At 73.9% G+C, this 23,323-nt stretch carries 20 protein-coding genes and 3 pseudogenes; 11 read left to right on the top strand and 12 right to left on the bottom strand.

All coding sequences use genetic code 11. The features are described 5' to 3' along the window. Window positions 1–93 precede the first annotated feature (93 nt). From ACZ7HQ_RS10345 to ACZ7HQ_RS10360, 4 genes and pseudogenes are all read left to right on the top strand, one after another. The gene (locus ACZ7HQ_RS10345) at window positions 94–492 is read left to right on the top strand and encodes a 6-pyruvoyl trahydropterin synthase family protein (protein ID WP_470987009.1); all 399 of its coding nucleotides are present in this window, start codon (window positions 94–96) and stop codon (window positions 490–492) included. After that, window positions 489–1,667: a glycosyltransferase family 4 protein gene (locus tag ACZ7HQ_RS10350; protein ID WP_470987010.1), complete on the top strand. Its 1,179-nt coding sequence runs from the start codon at window positions 489–491 to the stop codon at window positions 1,665–1,667. Before ACZ7HQ_RS10345 ends, ACZ7HQ_RS10350 begins: the two co-directional genes overlap by 4 nt. Beyond that, entirely contained in the window at window positions 1,664–2,797 is a 1,134-nt protein-coding gene (locus tag ACZ7HQ_RS10355) for a class I SAM-dependent methyltransferase (protein ID WP_470987012.1), read from the top strand. Before ACZ7HQ_RS10350 ends, ACZ7HQ_RS10355 begins: the two co-directional genes overlap by 4 nt. Then, a pseudogene (locus ACZ7HQ_RS10360) lies at window positions 2,794–3,858 on the top strand (lysylphosphatidylglycerol synthase transmembrane domain-containing protein); the annotation flags it as partial. The gene ACZ7HQ_RS10355 and the pseudogene ACZ7HQ_RS10360, both read left to right, overlap by 4 nt. A gap of 167 nt (window positions 3,859–4,025) precedes the next feature. Here ACZ7HQ_RS10360 and ACZ7HQ_RS10365 read toward each other — a convergent pair. Next, window positions 4,026–4,814 carry a creatininase family protein gene (locus ACZ7HQ_RS10365; RefSeq protein WP_470987013.1) on the bottom strand — a complete coding sequence of 263 codons (789 nt, stop codon included), beginning with the start codon at window positions 4,812–4,814 and terminating at the stop codon, window positions 4,026–4,028. Between the two features lie 38 nt (window positions 4,815–4,852). Between ACZ7HQ_RS10365 and ribA the strand changes: the two genes are divergently transcribed. Beyond that, a complete protein-coding gene (ribA, locus tag ACZ7HQ_RS10370) occupies window positions 4,853–5,524 on the top strand; it encodes a GTP cyclohydrolase II (protein WP_470987016.1) in 672 nt (223 codons plus the stop codon). Between the two features lie 61 nt (window positions 5,525–5,585). Here the strand turns inward: ribA and ACZ7HQ_RS10375 are convergent, their stop codons facing one another. The 3 genes and pseudogenes from ACZ7HQ_RS10375 to ACZ7HQ_RS10385 form a co-directional block, all read right to left on the bottom strand. Then, entirely contained in the window at window positions 5,586–6,809 is a 1,224-nt protein-coding gene (locus tag ACZ7HQ_RS10375) for a serine hydrolase domain-containing protein (RefSeq protein WP_470987017.1), read from the bottom strand. A 61-nt stretch (window positions 6,810–6,870) separates the two neighbouring features. Beyond that, a pseudogene (locus tag ACZ7HQ_RS10380) lies at window positions 6,871–8,275 on the bottom strand (MFS transporter). Next, a pseudogene (locus ACZ7HQ_RS10385) lies at window positions 8,272–8,783 on the bottom strand (TetR-like C-terminal domain-containing protein). Before ACZ7HQ_RS10385 ends, ACZ7HQ_RS10380 begins: the two co-directional pseudogenes overlap by 4 nt. 101 nt (window positions 8,784–8,884) lie before the next feature. Between ACZ7HQ_RS10385 and ACZ7HQ_RS10390 the strand changes: the two are divergent. After that, on the top strand, window positions 8,885–9,322 hold the full coding sequence (locus ACZ7HQ_RS10390) for a PPOX class F420-dependent oxidoreductase (RefSeq protein ID WP_470987019.1): 438 nt from the start codon (window positions 8,885–8,887) through the stop codon (window positions 9,320–9,322). A gap of 46 nt (window positions 9,323–9,368) precedes the next feature. On the opposite strand, the gene ACZ7HQ_RS10395 is transcribed toward ACZ7HQ_RS10390, so the two are convergent. Beyond that, window positions 9,369–10,442 (bottom strand): NAD(P)-dependent oxidoreductase, encoded by a 1,074-nt coding sequence (locus ACZ7HQ_RS10395; RefSeq protein WP_470987020.1) that lies wholly within the window; start codon window positions 10,440–10,442, stop codon window positions 9,369–9,371. Here ACZ7HQ_RS10395 and ACZ7HQ_RS10400 point away from each other — a divergent pair. Then, complete coding sequence (locus tag ACZ7HQ_RS10400; RefSeq protein ID WP_470987022.1) at window positions 10,354–10,980, top strand: TetR/AcrR family transcriptional regulator; 627 nt, start codon at window positions 10,354–10,356, stop codon at window positions 10,978–10,980. The two genes, ACZ7HQ_RS10395 and ACZ7HQ_RS10400, sit on opposite strands and share 89 nt — an antisense overlap. On the opposite strand, the gene ACZ7HQ_RS10405 is transcribed toward ACZ7HQ_RS10400, so the two are convergent. The 3 genes from ACZ7HQ_RS10405 to ACZ7HQ_RS10415 all read right to left on the bottom strand — a co-directional run bounded on the left by ACZ7HQ_RS10405 (window position 10,977) and on the right by ACZ7HQ_RS10415 (window position 13,911). Continuing rightward, window positions 10,977–11,966: a CorA family divalent cation transporter gene (locus tag ACZ7HQ_RS10405; protein ID WP_470987023.1), complete on the bottom strand. Its 990-nt coding sequence runs from the start codon at window positions 11,964–11,966 to the stop codon at window positions 10,977–10,979. The two genes, ACZ7HQ_RS10400 and ACZ7HQ_RS10405, sit on opposite strands and share 4 nt — an antisense overlap. Window positions 11,967–12,000: 34 nt before the next feature. After that, window positions 12,001–12,429: a DUF7144 family membrane protein gene (locus ACZ7HQ_RS10410; protein ID WP_470987024.1), complete on the bottom strand. Its 429-nt coding sequence runs from the start codon at window positions 12,427–12,429 to the stop codon at window positions 12,001–12,003. 135 nt (window positions 12,430–12,564) lie between these two features. Continuing rightward, a complete protein-coding gene (locus tag ACZ7HQ_RS10415; protein WP_470987025.1) occupies window positions 12,565–13,911 on the bottom strand; it encodes a hypothetical protein in 1,347 nt (448 codons plus the stop codon). A 149-nt stretch (window positions 13,912–14,060) separates the two neighbouring features. Here ACZ7HQ_RS10415 and ACZ7HQ_RS10420 point away from each other — a divergent pair, with 149 nt between their 5' ends. Continuing rightward, the gene (locus ACZ7HQ_RS10420; RefSeq protein WP_470987026.1) at window positions 14,061–14,396 is read left to right on the top strand and encodes a hypothetical protein; all 336 of its coding nucleotides are present in this window, start codon (window positions 14,061–14,063) and stop codon (window positions 14,394–14,396) included. A gap of 47 nt (window positions 14,397–14,443) precedes the next feature. Here the strand turns inward: ACZ7HQ_RS10420 and ACZ7HQ_RS10425 are convergent, their stop codons facing one another. After that, on the bottom strand, window positions 14,444–14,641 hold the full coding sequence (locus ACZ7HQ_RS10425; protein ID WP_470987027.1) for a hypothetical protein: 198 nt from the start codon (window positions 14,639–14,641) through the stop codon (window positions 14,444–14,446). 174 nt (window positions 14,642–14,815) lie between these two features. Next, window positions 14,816–17,506, bottom strand: a complete 2,691-nt coding sequence (locus ACZ7HQ_RS10430) for a winged helix-turn-helix domain-containing protein (RefSeq protein WP_470987028.1) — start codon at window positions 17,504–17,506, stop codon at window positions 14,816–14,818. A gap of 173 nt (window positions 17,507–17,679) precedes the next feature. On the opposite strand from ACZ7HQ_RS10430, the gene ACZ7HQ_RS10435 reads away from it, so the two are divergent. Then, window positions 17,680–18,021 (top strand): VOC family protein, encoded by a 342-nt coding sequence (locus ACZ7HQ_RS10435; protein ID WP_470987029.1) that lies wholly within the window; start codon window positions 17,680–17,682, stop codon window positions 18,019–18,021. Between the two features lie 33 nt (window positions 18,022–18,054). Here the strand turns inward: ACZ7HQ_RS10435 and ACZ7HQ_RS10440 are convergent, their stop codons facing one another. After that, a complete protein-coding gene (locus tag ACZ7HQ_RS10440) occupies window positions 18,055–19,413 on the bottom strand; it encodes an MFS transporter (RefSeq protein ID WP_470987030.1) in 1,359 nt (452 codons plus the stop codon). Between the two features lie 217 nt (window positions 19,414–19,630). After that, window positions 19,631–20,296, bottom strand: a complete 666-nt coding sequence (locus ACZ7HQ_RS10445) for a TetR/AcrR family transcriptional regulator (RefSeq protein WP_470987031.1) — start codon at window positions 20,294–20,296, stop codon at window positions 19,631–19,633. Between the two features lie 162 nt (window positions 20,297–20,458). Here ACZ7HQ_RS10445 and ACZ7HQ_RS10450 point away from each other — a divergent pair, with 162 nt between their 5' ends. Next, window positions 20,459–21,352, top strand: a complete 894-nt coding sequence (locus ACZ7HQ_RS10450; protein ID WP_470987032.1) for a shikimate dehydrogenase — start codon at window positions 20,459–20,461, stop codon at window positions 21,350–21,352. 112 nt (window positions 21,353–21,464) lie between these two features. After that, a partial coding sequence (locus ACZ7HQ_RS10455; protein ID WP_470987033.1) for a bifunctional sugar phosphate isomerase/epimerase/4-hydroxyphenylpyruvate dioxygenase family protein occupies window positions 21,465–23,323 on the top strand: 1,859 nt, incomplete at its 3' end.

The following is a 23,323-nucleotide window of genomic DNA, read 5'->3' on the forward strand; positions in this document are numbered from 1 at the left end:
CTGAACGCGGGGAGGCGGAGAGCCGTACTACACGGCATCCCCCTACGGGTAAGGACAGGGGGACCAGACGCGCCGTACCTGGAGGGTCGTCCGTTGTTCAGCATCACCGTCCGCGATCACATCATGATCGCCCACAGCTTCCGCGGCGAGGTGTTCGGGCCCGCGCAGCGCCTGCACGGGGCCACCTTCCTCGTGGACGCCACCTTCCGCCGCGAGCAGCTGGACGAGGACAACATCGTGGTCGACATCGGCCTGGCCACGCAGGAACTGGGCGCCATCACCGCCGAGCTGAACTACCGCAACCTCGACGACGAACCGGAGTTCGCCGGCATCAACACCTCCACCGAGTTCCTCGCCAAGGTCGTCGCCGACCGGCTCGCCGAACGCGTCCACAAGGGCGCGCTCGGCGAGGGCGCCAAGGGCCTCGCGGGCATCACCGTCACCCTGCACGAGTCCCATGTCGCCTGGGCGAGTTACGAGCGTGGCCTGTGACCGAGACGACCACGGCGCCGGCCCGCCTGCCCTACGTGCCGGCGCAGCCCGCCGCCGAGAAGGCCGGAATCACCCCCATGTCCCTGCGCACCGTCCACTTCGTCCTGCCCGGCGGCGTCGACGACCCGGCCGCGCCCAGCGGCGGCAACGCCTATGACCGCCGCGTCTGCCTGGACCTGCCCGGCTTCGGCTGGCAGGTCACGCCGCACGCCGCACCCGGCACCTGGCCGCGCCCCGACCGGGCCGCCCGCGACGGCCTCGCCCGCACCCTGAGGGACCTGCCGGACGACACGGCGGTCCTGCTGGACGGGCTCGTCGCCTGCGGTGTCCCGGAGATCATCGCCCCGGAGGCCGAACGGCTGCGCCTGGCCGTCCTGGTCCATCTGCCGCTCGGCGACGAGACCGGCCTCGCCCCGGACGTCGCCGCCGACCTCGACGCCCGTGAACGCGCCGTGCTGCGCGCCGTCCCCGCCGTGGTCGCGACCAGCGACTGGGCCGTGCGCCGGCTCGTCTCCCACCACGGACTCGCCCCCGGCCGGGTGCATGTCGCCGCCCCCGGCGCCGACATCGCGCCGCTCGCGCCCGGCACCGACGGCGTCTCGCGCCTGCTGTGCGTGGCCTCGGTCACCCCGCGCAAGGGCCAGCACCGGCTCGTGGAGGCGCTCGCGGCGGTACGGGACCTGCCGTGGACCTGCGAACTGGTCGGCGGACTCGGCCACGATCCCGGGTACGTGGCCCACCTGCGGGAGCTGATCGCCCGGCACGGCCTCGCCGACCGGCTGCACCTGACCGGCCCGCGTTCCGGCCCGGACCTGGAGGCCACGTACGCCGCCGCCGACCTGATGGTCCTCACCTCCTACGCCGAGACCTACGGCATGGCGGTCACCGAGGCCCTGGCCCGCGGCATCCCGGTCCTCGCCACCGACGTGGGCGGCCTGCCGGAGGCGGTCGGCCGCGCCCCCGACGGCGGAGTGCCCGGCATCCTCGTCCCGCCGGAGGACCCCGCCGCGCTCGCCGCCGAACTGCGCGGCTGGTTCGGCGAACCCGACGTACGCCGCCGGCTCAAGGCCGCGGCCCGCGGCCGCCGTGCCGCGCTCGACGGCTGGGCCACCACCGCCCGCAGCATCGCCGGTGTCCTCACCCGGCTCCCCGAACCCCCGAGGAGGGTGGCATGACCGGGCCACGGAGCACGACGAACGGCATGGCATCGATCCCGGCCCAGGCCGGGCCGAGGGAGGCGGAGCCGGTGCGCGGGACCGAGGACGAGGCCGGGCCGGTGCGCGAGGCCGGTCATGCGCAGGGCCGGACTCCCGTCGACCCGGGGGCTGCGGGGGCCTGTCGTGCGGGGGAGGACGGCGGTGCCGTCGCCGACGGGGGAGGCCATGTGGAGTCCGGTGTCGTCGCCGGCGCCGGGCCCGTCGGCAGCAGCGGTGAGCGGGCCACCGTACGGCTGCGCGACGACGAGCCCGAGGAACCGCCCCGGTACGCGCCCGAATGGCTGCGGCTGCGGGAAGGCGCCGACGCGGCCGCCCGCGCGCGGGACCTGCTGGACCCGCTGCGGATCCGGCTGGCGAACCTCCCCGGCCGCACCGGCGCACTGACCGTGCACGACCTGGGCTGCGGCACCGGCTCGATGGGCCGCTGGCTCGCGCCCCGCCTGGACGCCGGCCAGCACTGGGTCCTGCACGACCGCGACCCCTACCTGCTGCACTTCGCCGCCGTGGCCTCCCCGCGCTCCGCCGCCGACGGCAGCCGCGTCACCGTCGAGACCCGGCGCGGCGACGTGGCCCTGCTGACCCCCGACGCGCTGGCCGGCGCCTCGCTGGTCACCGCCTCCGCGCTGCTCGACGTCCTCACCCGCGAGGAGGTCGCCGCCCTCGCCGACGCCTGCGTGGGCGCCGGTTGCCCCGCGCTGCTGACCCTCTCCGTCGCCGGACGCGTCGAACTCACCCCGGCCGACCCGCTGGACGCGGAGATCACCGAGGCGTTCAACGCCCACCAGCGGCGCGGAGGACTGCTCGGCCCGGACGCGGTCACGGCGGCCCGCGAGGAGTTCGCCGAGCGCGGAGCCGCCGTACAGGTGCATCCGAGCCCGTGGCGCCTCGGCCCCGAGGAGTCGGCGCTGACCGAGCAGTGGCTGCGCGGCTGGGTGGGCGCCGCCGTGGAACAGCGGCCCGCGCTGCGCGACCGTGCCGAGCGCTATCTGCGCGACCGGCTCGCCGCCTGCGCGGCCGGTGAACTGCGGGTCGTGGTCCATCACGACGACCTGCTGGCCCTGCCCCGGCCGACGGGCGAGGCGTCATGACCCCGCGGTCGGCCACGCCGGAGGCCGCGCACCGGGCCGTCGCAACCGGTGCGCGGGTACCCGCTGCCGGCCCGGGCCCGGCACCCGCCCCCGCGGGCCACGGCGTCGGCACCGCGCAGGCGGCCCGCGCCGCAGGCACCCGGCTTCTCCAACCGCCCGCGCCCTCGGCCGCACCCCCGCCCGCGCTCACCGAGCCGCCGTCCTGTGCCCCCGAGGCGGAGCGGCCCCGCGGCACCCGGCGTCCCGGACTCCGCGCGCTGCGCACGCACTTCGGCAGCACCGCCGGTGTCGTCATCCTCGGCGTCCTGCTGTGGCGGCTGGGCACGGGCGTGTTCCTCGACGGGCTGCGGCGGATCGACACGCCGGCGGTGCTGGCCGCGCTGGGCATCGGTGTGATCACCACCGTGCTCAGCGCCTGGCGCTGGCAGTTGGTGGCCCGAGGCCTGCGCATCCGGCTGCCGCTGGGCGGCGCCGTCGCCGACTACTACCGGGCGCTGTTCCTGAACGCGGCGCTGCCCGGCGGGATCCTGGGCGATGTGCACCGGGCGGTCCGGCACGGACAGAGCACCGGTGACCTGGGACGCGGGGTGAAGGCCGTCGTACTGGAGCGCGTCGCCGGGCAGCTCGCGCTGGCCGTGTTCGCCGCGGCGGTGCTGCCGGCCCTGCCGTCCCCGGTCCGCGCCGAGGCCCGCGACTTCGCCCCGCTGGTGGCCCTCGCCGCGGCGGGGGCGCTCGCCGTCGGCGTCGCCGTCCGCATGAACCGGGCGCCCTCGCGCCGGGCCGGAGGCCTGCGCACCGCCCTCGGCGAGGCACGCCAGGGCCTGCTCTCCCGCCGGGGCGGACCGGGCATCGCCCTGTCCTCCGCCGTGGTCCTCGCCGGGCACCTGGCGATGTTCGTCGTGGCGGCCCGGGTCGCCGGCTGCGCCGCCTCCGTCGCGGTGCTGGTCCCGCTCGCGGTCCTCGCCCTGGTCGCCATGGGCCTGCCGCTGAACGTCGGTGGGTTCGGCCCCCGCGAGGGCGTCACCGCCTGGGCGTTCGGCGCCGCGGGACTCGGCGCGAGCACGGGTGTCGCCGTCGCCGTCGTGTACGGCGTGCTGAGTTTCGTGGCGAGCCTGCCCGGCGCCGTGGTGCTCGTCGTGCGCTGGTACACGGGGCTGCGCGCCGCGGGCGCGACGGCGGACTCCGGCCCGGCCGCCGCACCGGACGGGCCGGATCCCGCCGCGGGGGACTACCCGCGCCCCTCCGCCGAGGTGAGCAACGCGAAATACGGCGCGAAGGATTCCGCCAGGCTCGTCAGGAGTTCCTTCCCCTTTTCCGCCGACCCCAGGGAAGGACGGCCGATGACGCCCGATTCGGTATAGGCGGACATTCCCACGGTGAGCAGATGACGACGGTCGTCAGCGGTGAAATCGGCGGACTCGTAACCAGGGCGGACGAATTCGGGGTGAGCGTGCAGCAGAATCGAGGTCTCGATTTCTCCCGCGTGCATGTCGGTGAGCAGCGAGGTGTGCACCCCCGCCCGCTCCCGCGCCGTCTCCCAGTCCTCGCCGGCCGGGAACAGCGCCATCCGCTCGCCGCGCGCGGAGGCCTCCTGGACGACGTTGCCGAGCACGTAGTTGCCGCCGTGCCCGTTGACCACGACCAGCGCGTCGACGCCCGAGCGGCGCAGCGACGCCGCGATGTCCCGGACCACCGCATGGAGGGTCACGGAGGAGATGCTGACGGTCCCCGGCCAGTCCGCGTGCTCGTGCGAGCAGGAGACCGTCACCGGGGGGAGGAGGTGCACCGGGTACGCGGCGGCGATCTCCCGCGCCACGGCACAGGCGACGAGCGTGTCGGTCGCCAGCGGAAGGAACGGACCGTGCTGTTCGAAGCTCCCGACGGGAAGGACGGCGACCTGTGCTGAAACGCCCGCCCCCCGCCGTCGTACGTCCTGCGTGGTGTCCGTCGGCAGTACGCCGTTCGCCACGTCGTTCGTCACCCCGGATGCCGCCGCACGCGCGCCCGAACCACTCATAATTTCACGGCCTTTCGTCTCTGCTTAGGAATCAGATCATGACAGAAAACACCGGCGCCAACCTCGGCGTACTCGGCAAGAAGTCCTCGCGGCGCTCGGGCGCGGAACGCGTCGTGAATGCCCCGCTGCCCACCGTGTACGGGAAATTCCAGGCGATCGGCTACCTGGACCACGACCGCGGTGACGAGCAAGTGGCCCTGGTGTACGGCGACATCGGCACCGAGAACGTGCTGACCCGGCTGCACTCCGAGTGCCTGACCGGGGACGCCTTCGGCTCCCGGCACTGCGAGTGCGGCGACCAACTGGCGTCCGCGCTGCGCGCCGTCGTCGCCGAGGGCAGCGGGATCGTCGTCTACCTGAGGGGCCACGAGGGCCGCGGGATCGGACTGCTCGCCAAGCTGCGCGCGATGGCACTGCAGGCGGAGGGCCTGGACACGGTGGAGGCGAACCTCGCGCTGGGCCTGCCCGTCGACGCCCGTGACTACGGCGTCGCGGCCGAGATCCTGCACGACCTCGGGGTGCGCTCGGTCCGCCTGATGTCCAACAACCCGCGCAAGCGGGAGGCGCTGGTCCGGCACGGCATCCAGGTCGCCGAGCAGGTGCCGCTGCTGATCGAGCCGTGCGAGAGCAACATCACCTATCTGCGCACCAAGCGGGAGCGGATGGACCACATCCTGCCCCATCTGGACGCCGTCGCCCACGGCTCCTGAACGAGCGTGCCGCCCGCCGCCTCTTCCGGCGCGGAAGGCGGGCGGCGGGCGCGCCCGGCTCTCAGTCCGCCAGTGCCTCGTGCACGAGCCGGCGCAGCTCCGGGAAGATCTTCAGCGTCCGCGGCCGTACCTGCGACATGAACTGCACCGTCAACTCGTGGGCCGGATCGACCCAGAACGCGGTCGTGGCCACGCCGGTCCAGCCGTACGTGCCGAGGCTGGACGGGGCCAGGGTGCGGGAGGGGTCGGTCACCACCGACACGTTGAAGCCGAAGCCGAGCCCGTCGTTGCCGCTTTCCTGGTGCACGGGGGAGCCGAAGGACCGCACCACCGCGTTCCCGGGCAGCTGGTTGCGGGTCATCCGTGTGACGCTGTCGGCGGACAGCAGCCGCACGCCGTCCAGTTCGCCGCCCCGGCGCAGCATCTCCATGAACCTGTGGAAGTCGTACGCGCAGGAGACCAGGCCGCCGCTGCCGGACAGGAACCGTGGCCGGCCGTGCACCGGCAGCCCGGGCACCGGTTCGATCCCGCCGGCGTCCGTCTCGCCGTACAACTCGGCCAGCCGGTCCTCCTGTTCGGGCGCGATGTGGAAACCGGTGTCGGTCATGCCGAGCGGGCGCAGGATCCGCTCGGCGAAGAACGCGTCCAGCGGCTGTCCGGACACCACCTCGACGACCCGGCCCAGTACGTTCGAGGCGACCGAGTAGTTCCACTGCGTGCCCGGATCGAACTGCAACGGCATCCGCGCGTAGACCTCGACCGTCTCGGCGAGGTCCTTGCCCGGCGGCACCGAGTACTCCAGTCCGGCCTCGCGGTAGAGGGCGTCGACGGGGTGCCGGTAGTAGAAACCGAAGGTCAGGCCCGCGGTGTGGGTGAGCAGATGCCGGATCAGGATCGGGCCGGCGGCCGGGCGGGTGCGCACCTCCGTGCCCGAGCCGCCCTCGTACACCACGGGGTCGGCGAAGGCGGGCAGATGGCGCTCCAGCGGGTCGTCCAGGGACAGCCTGCCCTCCTCCGCCAGCAGCAGGACCGCGACCGCGGTGACCGGCTTGGTCATCGAGTAGATCCGCCACAGGGTGTCGGACTCGACCGGCAGACCGGCCGCGACATCGCGCCGGCCGTACGTGGTGAGATGGGCGACCCGGCCGCCGCGGGACAGGGCCACCAGAAAGCCGGGCAGCCGCCCCTGGTCGACGTGGTGGGCGAGCTGCCGGTCCAGGCGGTCCAGCGCCCCGGCGTCCAGGCCCGCCTCACGCGGGTCGGCTTCCTGCCGCAGTTGTGCCATCGCTCTCCTCCGGTCCGCTCATCCGCGACGCCCCCGGCTGGCCGCCGGGGTCACCCGCCTCTCATCGTCCCGCAGGAAGCTCCCCGCCCACCGGCTGATCGGCGGGGTGTGTGAGGGACGCGACGCCGGCGGGCCCAGCAGCACGCGGCTGCTTCCCGGTGCCGGGCGCGGGACGGTTCTCGTCCGGGCCGGGCAGCGCGCGGGACAGCGGTACGCCGAGTGCCGCCACGGCCGCCAGGGCGAGCAGCGCAGGTCCGGTTCCGGCGCCCAGCAGCACGGTCGCCGTGGCCACGCCCACGGCCGGGCCGACGTTCAGGGCCGTCTGCTGCAGCCCGCCCGCCACGCCGGCCACCGCCACCTCCGCACGCCGTACGACCACCTGCGTCGCCGCCACCATCACCGTCCCGAATCCGGCGCCCAGCAGTCCGAACGCGCAGCCGAACGCCGTCGCGGACGTGGCCCCGGACAGCACGAGGACACCGAGCGCCACGAGGGCCGTCGCCGCCGTCGTCGTACCGCGTGCCCCGAACCGGCGCAGCAGCAGCGGGCACAGCGCGGCGGACGCCACCATCAGCACGGCCAGGGGCAGACTGCGCACCGAACTGTGCAACGGGTCGAGGCCGAGCCGCCGTTGCAGCACGTAGGTGGCCACGAACAGGGCGCCGAACAGGGCCGCCGACACGACGACCAGCACCCCGGGCGCCGCCCCGGCGGCCCGGGAGCCGATGATCGCGGCCGGCAGCAGCGGGCTCGCCGTACGCCGTTCGTGCCGTACGAGGACGGCAGCGGTCAGCGCGGCGGCGACGAGTCCCGCCGTGGAGACGGGGCGCGCGGTCAGGGCGTGCACCAGACAGGACAGGGACACCGCGAGCAGCACGGCACCCGGCACGTCCAGCGGTGTCCGGGAGCCCGCGGCGGGCGGTTCCGGCCGCAGCAGGGCCGGCAGGCCGAACACGAGCGCGGGCAGCACGTTGAGGAGGAACACCGCCCGCCGGCCGAGCCCGGTCACCAGTGCCCCGCCGACCAGGGGGCCCCGCTGCGGCCGCCGGTCCGATCGCGGCCGTCCGCACGGCGAGGGGCCTGGCCAGGCGGTCCGGCGGGAACGCGGCCCGCAGCATGCCCAGCGTGGCCGGCTGCAGCAGCGCCCCGAACACCCCCTGGACCGCACGCAGTCCGATCACCCGGCCCACTGCGGGTGCGACGCCGGTCCCCGCCGACGCCGCCCCGAACCCCAGCAGGCCGAGGGCGAACACCCGCCGCTGCCGGTACCGGTCACCGAGCCGCCCCGCGAACACCAGCAGAGCGGCAACCGCGACGAGATACGCCGTACTGGTCCACTGCACCTCGGTGAACGACGCACCCAGGTCCCTTTGCAGCCGGGGCTGTGCGACCGTGAGGACCGTACCGTCCAGCGCGACGACCACCGCGCCCGCCACACTGCTCGCCAGTATCCACCGCCGGTTCACCGGCCGCCCTCCGCGCCCAGGTGAGCCAGCAGCACCGCATCCGGCAGGGGTGTGAAGTCATCTTCGTCGACGGCGAGTTGGAGGCTGCGCCAGCGCCACAGCTGGGCGATCCCGTGCAGGTGCGCCCACAACGCGCCCGCCGCCCGCCGTGCGTCGGCCCCGGGCCGGCCCTCACCGGCCAGCCCGGCGAGCACCCCGAACAGCGGAGGGCTCGTCTCCCGCAGCCCCAGTTGCCCGCTCTCCAGCAGATCGTGACGGAACATCAGCTCGTACATGCCGGGGTTGTCCGGCGCGAACTCCAGATATGCCCGCGCCAGCGCCGCCACCTGCGCGCGCGGTCCGCCAGGCCCGTGCCCGAGCGTCTGTGAGATCCGCCCGGCCAGGTCGTCGAAGCCCCGGCGCGCCGGGCGATCTCCCGCAGGGTGAGCGCCTGCAGCCCCTCGGCGGCCAGCAGCTCCACACCCACGTCGACCAGGCGCTCGCGCAATCCGATCTCGGACTCAGTCATAGGCACTGTCTACCAGGCGCCCGTAGACAGTGCCTACCAAACGCTCTCCCGGGGAGCCGAGCGCGGGAATGCCCGGCACGCCGCGGCGGGTTGACCCAGTCATGACTCAGGACTCCACGCAGGACGCGCTGCTCGACCTCCTCTCCGACGGCCATGGCGGGGTGCTGGTCACCCTCAAGCGCGACGGCCGCCCCCAGCTGTCCAACGTCAGCCACGCCTACTACCCCGAGGAGCGGATCATCCGGATCTCGGTCACCGACGACCGCGCCAAGACCCGCAACCTGCGCCGCGACGCGCGTGCCTCGTACCACGTCACGAGCGCCGACCGCTGGGCGTACACGGTCGCCGAGGGCACGGCCGAGCTGTCCCCGGTCGCCCGGGACCCGCACGACGAGACCGTCGAGGAGCTGATCCGGCTCTACCGGGACGTGCTCGGCGAGCACCCGGACTGGGACGACTACCGGGCCGCGATGGTCCGTGACCGGCGCCTCGTGGTGCGCCTGCACGTCGACCGCGTCTACGGCGCCCCGAAGCGCTGACCGGCGGCGACCGGTCACAACGGGCTCGGCCCCCGCCGCTGCCCGGCTACGGCATCGCAGCGGTCCGCGTCTCCAGCGCGCGCAGCACGGCGACCATGTCCTCGCCGCCGTACCCCTGCGCCACCGTCTCCTCGAACAGTGCGTGGCACACGTCGAGGAGGGGGGAGGCCAGTCCGGCCTTGCGGGCCGCCTCGGCGATGAGCCGGTTGATCTTCAGTACGTCCAGCGCGGCCGCCTGGACGGCGAAGTCCCGCTCGCGCAGCTTGGGCGCCTTCATCCGGGAGACGCCGCTGGCCATGGGGCCCGCGTCGAGGACGTCCAGGAACAGACGCCGGTCCAGGCCCTGGCGCTCGGCGAAGTGGAACGCCTCGGTCAGTCCGGTCACCAGCGTGATCAGGAAGAGGTTCACGGACAGCTTCATCAGCAGCGCGCCGGGCGCCGGACCGCACACGAACGTCTCCCGGCACAACGGCGCGAGCAGCGGCCGTACCGCGTCCACGGCGTCCGGCTCCCCGGCGAGCATCGCCACCAGCCGGCCCTCCTGCGCCGGCACCCGTGATCCGGAGACCGGCGCCTCGACGTACCGGCCGCCGGCGGCCCGCACGTCCGTCTCCAGGGCGCGGGAGTACTCGGGGGAGGTGGTGCCCATGTGTACGACCGTGCGCCCCGCGACGCGTGCGGCGAGCGTGGGTGTGCCGCAGCCGAGGACGGTATCGACGGCGGCCTCGTCGGCGAGCATCAGCAGCACCACGTCACAGCGTGCGAACACCTCGTCGGCGTCCGCGGCGACCGAGGCGCCGGCCGCGCGCAGCCCAGCGGCGCGTTCCGCCGTCCGGTTCCAGACCACCAGGGGGGTGCCGGCGGACACCAGGCGCCGGGCCATGGGCCGGCCCATCACTCCGAGACCGATGAAACCCACGTGCACGGGGATCGTCCTCCGCTCCGCAAGCCGACTATGACCGCTGTCATAGTAGCCGCCGTTATGACGCCGGTCATAGACTGGCCGCGATGAGGATCGGAGGAGGCCGGCCATGAGCGAGGCGCGACGGGGGCCGCGGGAGCGGATGGTGTTCAGCGCCGCCCAGCTCATCCGGCGCGAGGGCGTCGCCGCGACCGGCATGCGCGAGGTCGCCGCGCACGCCGGCGCACCACGCGGCTCCCTCCAGCACTACTTCCCGGGCGGTAAGGAACAACTGGTCAACGAGGCGGTCGGCTGGGCCGGACGGTACGCGGGCAACCGGATCGCGCGTTTCATGGCGGGGCTGCGGGAGCCGACGCCGAGCGGTCTGTTCGCGGCGATGGTCGCGCAGTGGACCGACGAGTACACGGCGGACGGATTCGCGGCGGGCTGCCCGGTGGCCGCCGCGACCGTGGAGTGCGCCTTCGCCGACGGCTCGACCCGTGAGGCCGTGGCCGCCGCGTTCGAGACCTGGCGCGGCCCGCTCGCCGAGGCCCTGACCGGCATGGGCGTGCCCGCGACCCGCGCCGGTTCCCTCGCCACGCTCATGATCAGCACCCTGGAGGGCGCGATCCTGATGGCCCGCGCCGCAGGGGACACCGGGCCGCTGACGACGGCCGCACGGGAACTGGGCCCGCTGCTCGACGCGGCGGTGGCCCAGGGCCCGCGACTTCGGCGTGATCCGCCGCAGGGGCCCTAGTCCTCCTCCCGCAGCCTCCGCCAGATGCCGGTGCGGTGCAGCATGTAGCAGGCCACGAACACGGCAGCCACCTGAAGTCCCACGCCGAGGAGCCAGAAGACCACCCTGCTCTCCAACTCGTCGGTGAGGAAAGCGAAGTTCATACCGAAGAAGCCGGTCAGGAACGACAGGGGCAGGAAGATGACCGACACGATGGCCAACCGGTTGATCATGCCGTTCTGTTCGCCGGCGATCAGGGACGCGTAGCTGGAGAGGGCCCGGCGGGCGGAGTCATGGAGGGACTCGATGTTCGCCAGCACCAGCCGTGCCGCACGCTGGAACTCCTGGACGAGCCGCTGCCGTTCCACCGGGAAGTCCTGGCTCATCATCCTGCGGGTGACGACCTCCTCGACGACCTGCAGGTAGGGCAGCAGCGAGCGGTGCAGGAGGGCGGCACGGCGGCGCAGCTGGGACAGCCGGTAGAGCTGCTCGGGCCGCCGTTCCTCGAACATGTCGTCCTCCAGCTCCTCCACCTGGAGCAGCGCCTGCACGGCCTCACGGCTGAACGTCGCCAGCGCCTCCTGGAGCAGCAGGAACAGCGTGGCCACGGCGTCGTGCGGCTTCTCCTGCCGCAGCTGAGCCGTGATGCCCGCGGCCAGAACAGCCCGCCCCCGGTGGGCGATGACCAGGAAACGTTCGCCGGCCAGCGCGTGGACATGGGTGACCCGCCCGTCCTGGACCACCGGCACGACGAATCCGGCGACGTCGCCCAGGAATTCGGCCCGCGCGGTCTCGCCCCGTCTGCCGAACCAGGCCAGCTCCTCGGCGTCGAGCCCGAGCACACGGGCCGGCGGCTCGTCCTCCGGGCCCTCCTGCGTATCCTCCGGGTCCTCCGGCAGCTCGACCCCGAGAAGCAGGAAGCGGTCCGTGGCGAGCCGCCGCCGCGCCTCCGGCACGGAGATCCGTGTCGTGTCCCCCTCCGGCACCGACACCATCGTCACGATCATCGCCCTCACCGCGGAACCCGGCTCGGTACGGCCTTCAGGCCAAGGAGCTGGGGGCGCCGTCGTCCCCCACCACGCACCGGGCCCAGATGATGAATCCGGAGAAGGCGATCACCACGATCGACCAGACCGGGTAGTACGGCAGCGAGAGGAAGCTGGCGATGATGATCAGTGCGGCGAGGGCCACTCCGCACGCGCGCGCCCAGGTGGCGCGGCGCAGGAGGCCGTAGCTCACGACCAGCGCGAGGACGCCCAGGACCAGATGGGCCCAGCCCCAGCCCGTGAGGTCGAACCGGAAGACGTAGCCGCGCGTCACGAGGAACACGTCGTCATGCGCGATCGCCATGATGCCGCGGAAGATGTCCAGTACCCCGGTGAGCATCAGCATGACTGCGCCGAACGCCGTCAGACCGGACGCCCATTGCTGTGCGGCGGTGGGCGTGTGCGCGCTGTGCGTGGTGGTCATCGCGCGACCTCGTTTCTGTGTGGGGTGATCAGTGGCTGGTGACGGACGGCCCGCTGCCGGCGGGGACCGGTTCCGGCTCTCAGCGTCCGCCGCAGGGAGGTGCGCCCGCCTCACCCGGGGCGGGTGAGGCGGCCGTCACGAGGAGGACGGATGCGCCCGGCCGGCGGCCGGCTCCGATGCCGCGGCCAGGACCGCCGTGACGGCGAGCACGGCGATGACCACCAGCGCAACGAGCACAACCACACCCACCGTGGGGTGGTTGAACAGCACGAGGAACAGGACACCGGCCCCGATGGTGACACCGGTGGTCCACCGCCGGCTCACGGCCAGCCACTGTCCGAAGGGGCCGGTGTGCAGGCCGGCGCGGCCCAGTTGCCGCCCGGCCGCCGTGGCGCCCTTCTGCGCCACGGACCGCACGGCCCGGGCCGCCCGGCTCGGCCCGTACAGCAGGGCCGCCAGCGCCGTGATCAGGGAGACGACGAGCAGGGTTCGGACGCTGTCCCGCAGGAAACGGACAAAGGTGTCGAAGATCACCGCGGCGGCATCGGGCGGCAGCATGGCCGGGGGTACCGAGTCGAGGTAGATCCGCCGTGCGACGACCAGTGCCACCAGCAGCACGATCATCATGGCGGCGACGCCCAGGGAGGTGACCAGCAGCATCACCCGGTGTCCCGGGGCGGCCCACACGGCCGCGGCGGCCGTGGCGAGGGCCAGTACGGGCATCCAGTCGCCGAGGATGTCGAGCAGCCGCATCGCGTTCTGGGCCCTGTGCAGCTTGTCGGTGCGGAACAGGGTGACCGAGCGGTCGACCTGCGGGATGGCGGAGGCCTGCTTGAAGCCTGCGTCGACAAGTCGCTTCTGTACCTGGTCGATCACCACTCCGATGTCGAGCTGGACGGTGTCGCCCTGCGCCCGGAGCGCCCCCTGTCCTTCTCCGGTGAGCATGCCCACCACCGAGGACTGCGCGCGCCGGTTGGCCACCACCCAGGCCTCCTCGAAGACGTCACTGGTCACCACGCGGTCGATGGTCCGGTGCACGACCGTCTGCAGGGCGGAGCGCAGCGGGCCGGTCAGCGCCCCCGACGCGTCGACCACACGGGGCGGCGCCCCGTTGTCCGCGAGCAGCTTGGTCAGCGAGGCCGTCACCGCCTCGACGTCGACCTTGGCCACCACGCGTGCGGTCAGCCGGTTCACCAGGGCGTTCTGGACGGCCGGAGCGGAGGCGAGCGGCGCCACGGTCTGCACGTACCGGTCGGTGTCGGCGACCGTGTCGTGCACCCAGACCGCCACGACGGCCAGCGGAGCGAACACGAGCGTCAGCACCAGCAGGACCGATGCGCCCAGACGGCGCAGTCCCCGGTGGCGCAGGCGTGAGGCGCGGCGGAGCCGCAGATACTCCGCGTGTTCCTCGGCGGTCAGGACATGACCGGCCTGCGCGGGCGAACCCGGACCGGACGGGCCGGAAGCGGTGCCGGAAGCCATGACTCCTCCTTGAACGGGAGCGCCGTCGGCGGCATCGGGGACACCGGCCGGCCGGCGGCGGGGCGACCTCACCGGGCCAGCGTCGGCCGCCCGGTCGCCGTGGGCGTCACCCCTGGCGGGTGATCCGTACCAGGGGCCAGGACGGTGAGGTGAGTACCGAGGGCCGGCGGCCGGCCGCCGCGGAGCGGACGAAGAGGCACGAGATGACCGGTCCAGCGGCTGCCGGGAAGCAGCGCACCCCGCCGCGGCGGGCGCGCCTCGCCCGCGGGCCGGGGCCCAGGGTTACGGCCGTGTCCGTCGCCCGGGCGGTCATGGCCGCGGCCGGCCCCGTCACCGCCTCCTGCCTGTTGCCGCTGGACTGGCGCGGCGGGATCGTCACCGCGCTGTTCCTCACCGGCGGCCTGCCGGCGGTGTTCCTTCTCTTCGGGCGGGAGCTGCGGCTCATCGTGCGCTCGGCCTCGCCGCGCCCCAAGGCCGTCGCCTGAGTGAGGCTCAGGAGCCATGAGCGTGCGGCCGCCGCGGAGAGGCGGGGTCACGACGGCGACTGGCGTATCTCGAGCACCCGCAAGCCCAGTGACTGGCAGCGGGCCAGCAGCCCGTACAGGTGTGCCTCGTCGACGACCGGTCCGAACAGGATGGTCTGACCGGCCATCAGTACGTGGTCCAGCTCGGGGAACGCCTTGACCAGCGGCTCGGTCAGCTGTCCTTCGACGCGAATCTCGTAGCGCATGAGCCGCTCTTCCCCAGGTCTTCCACGCTTCCCCGGTCTCCCCGGGGAGCGTCTTCGTCCCTGTCCGTACGATGCTCCGCCCGCCGCCCACCGCTCCGCTTCACCCGGGGAAGGTGATACCGGCGACGGGCGCCGCGCGGTCCGGCCGGCGGGAGGAGTACGCGTCCCGGGCCGTCACAGAAGTCCCAGGGCGCGTGCGCGGCGTACCGCGTCGTGGCGCCGGTTCACGGCCAGCTTCCGGTAGGCGCTGCGGAGATGGGTCTTGACCGTGTTGACCGACACGTACAGGTCGGCGGCGATCTCCTGCGTCGACATCATCTGTGCCAGCCGGCGCAGGACGTCGATCTCGCGTGCGCTCAGCTCCTCCACCACCGGCAGCGGCGTCCGATCCTCGGGCCGGACCGGACCGCCCGGCGCCTCCGGGCCGGGGGTGAGCCACCCCGCGGCCAGTGCGTGCAACGGCCCGGTGCGCAGCAGGGGGCGCAGCCAGGGGCCCGCGTCCAGGAACGGGCGCCGCAGGCGCTCGCGCCGGGCCTGCCGGAGGGCTCGGGCGGTGAGCCGGCGCTGGGTGGCGGCGTCCCCGGCCTCGCCTGCCATCTGGGCTGCGACCAGTGCGGCCCGTACCGTGATGGCGGGACCGAGGCTGCCCTGTGGCCGGACCCTTTCGAGGAGTTCGGCCGCGGCCTCGGGCCGGCCCATGGCCAGCTCCGCCTGCGCGGCTCCCACCAGACACACCGGCTCGCCGCCGGACCCCTCTTCCAGCAGCTCGACGGCCAGCTCCGGCCGGCCCTCGGCGAGATGAGCGGCGGCGGCCACCGACGCCGTGTGCGCCGCGGCCCAGGGAGAGGCCACTTCCGCGGTGACGGCCCGGTCCGCCGCTTCGAGCGCGGCCCGCGTGTCTCCGCGGGCCAGGCACAGACGCCCGGTGACGATGGCCTCCCCCGCCCGCGTCACCGGGTCCAGCGGCAGGCGGGGGGCGTCCGTCGCGGCGTCGAGGAGCACCTGGGCGCGGTCCAGTTCGTCGCGGTCGACGGCAACCGCCGCCAGGACCAGGGACGTCAGCCCCGGCCCGGACGCCGGGGGCGGCCCGCCGCGGTCCGCCGCGGTCACCGGGGCCGACGCGGTGCGCTCGGCCCGGCCCGGCCAGCCCTTGAGATAGTCGATCAGCGCGAGGTGGCCCAGACACTCCTGACGTGCCTGCGCCGTGGCCTCGGCACGACCGGAGTCGACCACCGTGGTCAGGGCCGCTCGTGCCTCGCGGACACGGCCGGCCCACAGGCGCGCCGACCCCAGATGGGTGAGCAGGAGGGCGGTGAGCTCGGGGTGCTCGTGCAGAAGCCCGGCGGGAACGGCCTGCCGCAACTGCTCAGCGGCCTGCGCCGCCGTCTCCGCGCGTTGCGGCGCGCCGGTCAGGCGTGCTGCCAGAGCTTCCAGGAAGGCGCAGCTCAGCCGGGCGGCGGCCACGTCGGCTGCCTCGTCCTCGGGCGGTCCGTGCTGCGGTGCCAGCGCCCGCGCCGCCCGTCGCAGGCGGGAAAGACCGCGTTCGACGTCGCAACGGGACAGTGCGCGGGCCGCACGGACGAGGTCCGTGGCGGGGCCGTCGGGCTCGGGACCCATGCGGGAGAACAGCTCGGACAGATCGTCGGCGCGCAGACCGGTGAAGAACTCCCCGATGGCGAGATCGCCGATGAGGGCACCGGCGGCGCTCGCCCAGTCGTGCCCTGCGGCGGCGTGGCCGAGCGTCTCGCCGAGCGAGCCCGAGCGACGCAGCCACCGTGCCGCGCGGCGGTGGAGGTCGGCTTCCAGACCCGTCCGGTACGCCCGCAGGCGGGCGCGGAGGATCTCCCCGAAGAGCGGATGGAGCCGGAACCAGGCGTGCCCGAGGTACTCGACGAACGCGTTCTCGCGGTGCAGGTCGCTCAGCACGAGTCCGGCGTCGGTGCGCCCGGTCAGGGCGTTGGCGAGATCCGGACAGCAGCGTTCGAGGATGCTGATCCGCAGGAGCAGATCCTGCGTCTCGGCTCGCTGCCGCCTGAGCACCTCGGCCAGCAGGAAGTCGGCGATCGTGCTGCGGTCGGCCTCGAACTCCTTCAGATACGTGCCCGGATCGGGCTCCGCCTGCGCGGCCAGCGCGCACAGCCGCAGTCCGGCCGCCCAGCCCCGGGTGCGCTCCACCAGCGCGTCCACGTCGCCGGCCGGCAGGCGCAGCCCGTGCAGCGCCAGCAGGTCCGCCGCTTCGTCGCGGGTGAGGGCCAGCTCGGCGTTCCGGAGCTCCGTGATCGTGCCGGCCGCCCGGTAGCGGTGCAGCGGCAGCAGCGGTTCGGTGCGGGTGACCAGGACCAGGTGTACGCCGGCTCCCGCCTGCTGGAGGACGAATTCCAGCTGGTCCGCGATCTCGGGGTCGGTCACCCGGTCGTACTCGTCGATGACCACGATCACCGGCACCGTGCTGCCGCTCAGTCCGGCGGCGAGCCGGGGCAGAAGCGCGCCGGGCACGCGTCCGGGTTCGGTGGGGAGGGCGACGTCGGCCGTCAGCGGCACGCCCGCGCGGCGCAGGGCCTGCAGGAGATACGCCCAGAACGTTCCGCACCCGTTGCCCGCGACCCGCGCGGTGAGCCAGGCGACCGGGCCGTCCCGCACCGAGACCCAGTCGGCCGCCAGCAGCGTCTTGCCCGCTCCCGCGGCTCCACTGACCACGGTCAACGGGGAGAGAAGGGCGTCGTCGAGGTGTCTGAGCAGCCGCTCGCGACGCAGGTACGTCGCGGGACGCGTCGGTACGGCGAACTGCGTCGCAAGGAACGGATCCCCTCGGGGATCGGCAGGCGATGCGGCCGGCGCAGGTCCGTTCCCGGACCGTACGGCCATGGCGTTCACCACCACTCATGATCGTCAGGTCGTGGGCCACGTCCCCCGTCACCAGCTTGCCCGCGCACCGGGGCGCCCGACAGGGCCACTGGTCCCTGGGACGGGAAGAACACCCCCGAAGGCGCGGCGGCGCGGTGCTTGCCGCGTCCCGTCCGCCGCACTAGCCTCCGCGCGTGATCAACGGTGCACACGTGGTGCTCTACAGCCGGGACGCGGACGCCGACCGGGCCTTCCTGCGCGACACCCTGGGCTGGGCGTACGTGGACGCGGGCCACGGCTGGCTGATCTTCCGGGCGCCGCCCGCCGAGGTGGCCTGCCACCCCACGGACGGCGCGCCCGCGCACGAGCTGATGCTGATGTGCGACGACCTCGACGCGACACGGAGCCAACTCGCCGAACGGGGAGTGGAGTTCACTCGCCCGGTGGAGGAGGCCCGCTGGGGCCGGGTGACCGCCCTCCGCCTGCCGGGCGGCGGCGAACTCGGCCTGTACGAGCCGCGCCACCCGCGCCCCTGATCAGGCGGTCAGACCGGTGGTACGGGGGCGCTCTCAGACCGTGACCCGCTCCGACCGTGCGGCCTGCCGTTCCGGCCGTTCCCCGAGGAGTTCCGTGGGGACCGTGTGCGTCTCGCGGGCGGTCAGTGCGGCCAGGGCCGGCGGGAGGCACAGCGCGGCCGTGAACAGGGCCACCGTCTGCCAGTCGTCGCCGCCCGGACCGGCGATCTCGGCGGCGAAGGTGACCGCGAACCCGGCCACGGCGAAGCCGATCTGCGTGCCGATGGCCACGCCCGACAGCCGGACCCGGGTCGCGAACATCTCGCCGTAGAAGGCGGGCCACACCCCGTTCGCGGCGCTGTAGACGAGACCGAACGCGACGATCCCGAGGACCAGGGTCAGCGGGCGGGAGCCGGTGGAGACCGCCCAGAGGTAGCCGGCCATCGCGACCGCGCTGCCCACCGCCCCGGCCAGGAACACCGGCCGCCGTCCGATCCGGTCCGAGAGCGTGGCCCACAGCGGGATCGCCGCCAGGGCGGCGAGGTTGGCCAGCGCGCCCACCCACAGCATGAACGTACGGGACATGCCGACCGCGTCGCTGGTGGCGTACGCCAGTGCCCACACCGTGAAGACCGTGCTGACCGAGGCGATGAGCGCACCCGCGATCACCCGCAGCACATCCGCCCAGTGGTCCCGCACCAGGACCACCAGCGGCAGCCGGACCACGCCCTCGGTCGCCGCCTGCCGGGCGAAGGCCGGGGTCTCGCGCAGCCGGCGCCGGATGACGTGACCGGCCACGGCGACCGCGACACTCAGCCAGAAGGGCACCCGCCACCCCCAGGACAGCAGCTGGTTCTCGGGGAGCCCGGCGACCGGGATGAAGGCGAGGGTGGCGATGAGCTGGCCGCCCTGGGTGCCGCTGAGCGTGAAGCTGGTGAAGAACCCGCGCCGGTCCGGCGGTGCGTGCTCCAGGGTCATGGAACTCGCGCTCGCCTGCTCACCGGCCGCCGATATGCCCTGCAGGACGCGGCAGAGCACGAGCAGCGCCGGGGCGAGCGCGCCGGCCTGGGCGCGGGTGGGCAGACAGCCGATCAGGAACGTCGACAGACCCATCAGGACCAGCGTGAACACCATGATCTTCTTGCGGCCGAGCCGGTCGCCGACGTGCCCGAGGACCAGCGCGCCGAGCGGCCGGGCGGCATAGGCGACACCGAAAGTGGCCAGCGACAGCAGGGTCGCGGTGGCCGGGCCGGAGGAGTCGAAGAACACCTTCGGGAAGATCAGTGCGGCGGCGCTGCCGTAGACGAAGAAGTCGTAGTACTCCAGGGCGCTGCCGATCCAGGCGGCCGTCGCCGCCTTCCGGGGCTGGCCGGGAGGGGCGTCGGGGGCGGACGCGGGTGCGGGGACGGACACGGCGGTGCTCCTTCGGGAAACTGCCACCCCACGGAAGGGCGGAGCGAGCGACGAGGGGGAGGGAGCCGGCGAGGGGGAGGGAGCGGGCGAGGGCCGGATCGCGGCACTAATTAACCCACTGGATAGTTAGTCATGGTGGCTGGGATGCTGCGCCCGCGTTGCGCCGGTGTCAAGAGTCGGTGTCAAGAGTCGGTGCGAGAGCCTGTCCGGCCGGCGATCAGCCGGCCGCCCGCTCCGCCGTCAGATAGGCGATCACCATGTCACCGAGCATGCTCCGGTAGTGCTCCCGCTGGGCGGGGTCCACCAGGTCGCGTCCGAACAGGGCGCCGAAGGTGTGCCGGTTGGCCACCCGGAAGAAGCAGAACGCGCTGATCATCGCGTGCAGGTCGACCGCGTCCACGTCGGCCGTGAACAGCCCCGACTCCTGCCCCGAGGCAAGGATCCGGCGGATCACCTCCAGAGCCGGGGAGCCGATCGTCCCGAGCTTCTCGGAGGCCGCGATGTGCTCGGCGCCGTGGATGTTCTCGATGCTGACCAGGCGGATGAAGTCCGGGTGCCGCTCGTGGTGGTCGAAGGTCAGCTCGGCCAGGCGCCGGATCGCGGCGACCGGGTCCAGGTGCTCGACGTCCAGTTGCTGCTCGGCCTCGCGGATCACCCCGTACGCCCGCTCCAGGACGGCCGTGAACAGCTGCTCCTTGCCCCCGAAGTAGTAGTAGATCATCCGCTTGGTGGTGCGGGTGCGGGCCGCTATCTCGTCCACGCGCGCACCGTCGTAGCCGGCCCGTGCGAACTCCTGCGTGGCCACGTCGAGGATCTCGGCCTTGGTGCGGGCCGCGTCGCGCACCCGTCCCCCGGGTCGTACCGGTTCTTCGACGCTGGTCATTGCTGTCCTTCGGGCCGGGTGACGCCTGGGCGACGCGCTCGTGCGCGTGCCGGTGATTGTAGAAGCACGGTCCCTCGGGGTGCCGGGGACTTCCCCGGCACCGGCGCGGCTGATATAGCTAACGTACTGGTTCGTACATTAGTGCCGCCCCGGGAGGGCCACGTGGCCAAGGACTCGTATCTCGTCGGGCTGATCGGGGCGGGGATCGGCCCCTCGCTCAGCCCCGCCCTGCACCAGCGCGAGGCGGACCGGCAGGGCCTGCGCTGCCTGTACCGGCTCCTCGACCTCGATGTCCTGCGGCGGGCGCCCGAGGAGGTCGGCGACCTGGTCCGTGCCACCCGCGACCTCGGCTACGACGGGCTCAACATCACCCACCCCTGCAAGCAGCTGGTCACCGCCCACCTCGACGCACTCGACGCACGCGCGGAGGCGCTCGGCGCGGTCAACACCGTCGTCTTCGAGGACGGCCGTGCCGTCGGCCACAACACCGACGTCACCGGCTTCGCCGCGTCCTTCGCGCGCGGACTGCCGGACGCCCCGCTGGAGCGGGTCGTCCAGCTCGGTGCGGGCGGTGCCGGGGCGGCCGCCGCCCACGCCCTGCTCACCCTGGGCGCCGGGCGGGTCACCGTCGTCGATGCGGTGGCCGCGCGGGCGCGTGCCCTCGGCGACTGCCTGCTGCGGCGCTTCGGCCCCGGCCGGGCGGAGGCCGCGACGCCCGACCGGTTGCCCGCGCTGCTCGGCGAGGCCGACGGGAGAGGGGGGCTGGTGCATGCCACGCCCACCGGAATGGCCGCGCATCCCGGGTTGCCGCTGCTGGCCGAGTTGCTGCACCCCGGATTGTGGGTGGCCGAGGTCGTCTACCGGCCGCTGCGGACGGAGCTGCTGCGGGTCGCCCGCGCGCGTGGCTGTGCCGTTCTCGCCGGGGGCGGGATGGCTGTGTTCCAGGCCGCGGACGCGTTCCGGTTGTTCACGGGGAGGGAGCCGGACAGCGGGCGGATGCTGGCCGACTTCGAGGAGCTGGTGGGCGTCGAGCACACGCGAAGTCCGGTCGGATGACGGCCGCGGCCCGGCTGCGGCTGTGCGCGCCACCCGGCGGCGGCCGCATACCGCGCACAGTCCCGCGCCCCCAGGGGGCGCGCCGCAGCACACCCCCTCAAGGAGCCCAGCCGTGCACGCCTCCATCGCCACCGTCTCCCTCAGTGGTTCCCTCACCGAGAAGCTCGCCGCCGCCGCGCGGGCCGGGTTCGCAGGGGTGGAGATCTTCGAGAACGACCTCCTCGCCAGCCCCCTCACTCCGGAGGAGGTCCGCGTCCGCTGTGCCGACCTCGGTCTGAGCATCGACCTGTACCAGCCGTTGCGCGACATCGAGGCCGTCCCGGACGAGGTCTTCGCCCGCAATCTGCGCCGCGCCCGGCACAAGTTCGAGCTGATGAACCGGCTCGGTGCCGACACCGTCCTCGTGTGCTCCAGCGTGTCGCCGGACGCGCTGGACGACGACTCGCGCGCGGCCGGTCAGCTCTCCCGGCTGGCCGGGCTGGCCGAGATGTTCGGTATCCGCGTGGCGTACGAGGCGCTCGCCTGGGGACGGCACGTGAACACCTACGACCATTCCTGGCGCATCGTCGAGGCCGCCGGTCACCCGGCGCTCGGCGTCTGCCTGGACAGCTTCCACATCCTCTCCCGTGGCTCGGATCCCCGGGGCATCGAGGACATCCCCGGCGAGAAGATCTTCTTCCTTCAGCTCGCGGACGCCCCGCTGCTCGCCATGGACGTCCTGCAGTGGAGCCGCCACTACCGCTGCTTCCCCGGCCAGGGCGGCTTCGACGTCGCCGGGCTGCTGCGGCACGTCCTCGCCGCCGGCTATCGGGGCCCGCTGTCCCTGGAGGTCTTCAACGATGTCTTCCGGCAGGCCGACGCGGGACCCACGGCCGTCGACGCCCACCGCTCGCTGCTGCTCCTGCGGGAGGCCGCCGGCGCCGGCCGGCTGCCGTCACCCGTCGTGCCCACGGGCGTCGCCTTCGCCGAACTCCTCACCCCGGACGCCGAACCCGTCACCGCGCTGCTGACCGCCCTCGGCTTCACCCGGGCCGCCCGGCACCGCAGCAAGCCCGTCGACCTGTGGCGGCGCGGCGAGGCCCGCATCCTGCTCAACACCGACGCCACCGCCCGCCGCGACGGCACCCGGCTCGCCGCTATCGGCCTGGCGTCCCCGGACCCCGCCGGGGCCGCCCGCCGCGCGGAAGCTCTCCTCGCCCCCGTCCTGCCCCGCCGCCGCGCCCCCGAGGATGCCCCGCTCGACGCCGTCGCCGCCCCCGACGGCACGGAACTGTTCTTCTGCGCCACCGACGACCCCGAACTCCCCGACTGGCGGGCCGACTTCGCCGACCTGCCGGACACGGCGGCGACCCCGGCGCCCTCCATCACCCGCATCGACCACCTCGCCCTCACCCAGCCCTGGCACCACTTCGACGAGGCCACGCTCTTCCACCGCAGCGTCCTCGGCCTGACCGCCCAGGAGAGCGTCGACCTCGCCGACCCCTACGGACTGCTGCGCAGCCGCGCCGTCGCCAACGCGGACGGCAGCGTCCGCATCGCTCTCACCGTCGGCGCGGCGCCCACCGACGACAGCGTGCACGCGGCGCACATCGCGCTGGCCACCGACGACGTGGTGGCCGCGGCCCGCGCCTTCCGCGCCGCGGGCGGCCGGCTGCTGCCGGTGCCGGCCAACTACCACGACGACCTCGCCGCCCGGTACGACGTCGCCCACGGCGAGCTGGAGGCCTACCGGGACCTCGGCATCCTCTACGACCGCGACGCGGGCGGCGCCTTCCGCCACTGCTACACCGAGACCGTCGGCCGGGTCTTCTTCGAACTCGTCGAGCGTGACCCCGGCTACGAGGGGTACGGCGCCGTGAACGCCCCGGTGCGCCTCGCGGCCCAGCACGCCGGACGGCGCCGAGCGAGGCCGCCGTACGGCCGCGGGGGGGGGGGGGGGGGGGGGGGGGGGGGGGGGGGGGGGGGGGGGGG

The organism is Streptomyces sp. NPDC037290, assembly GCF_055603245.1.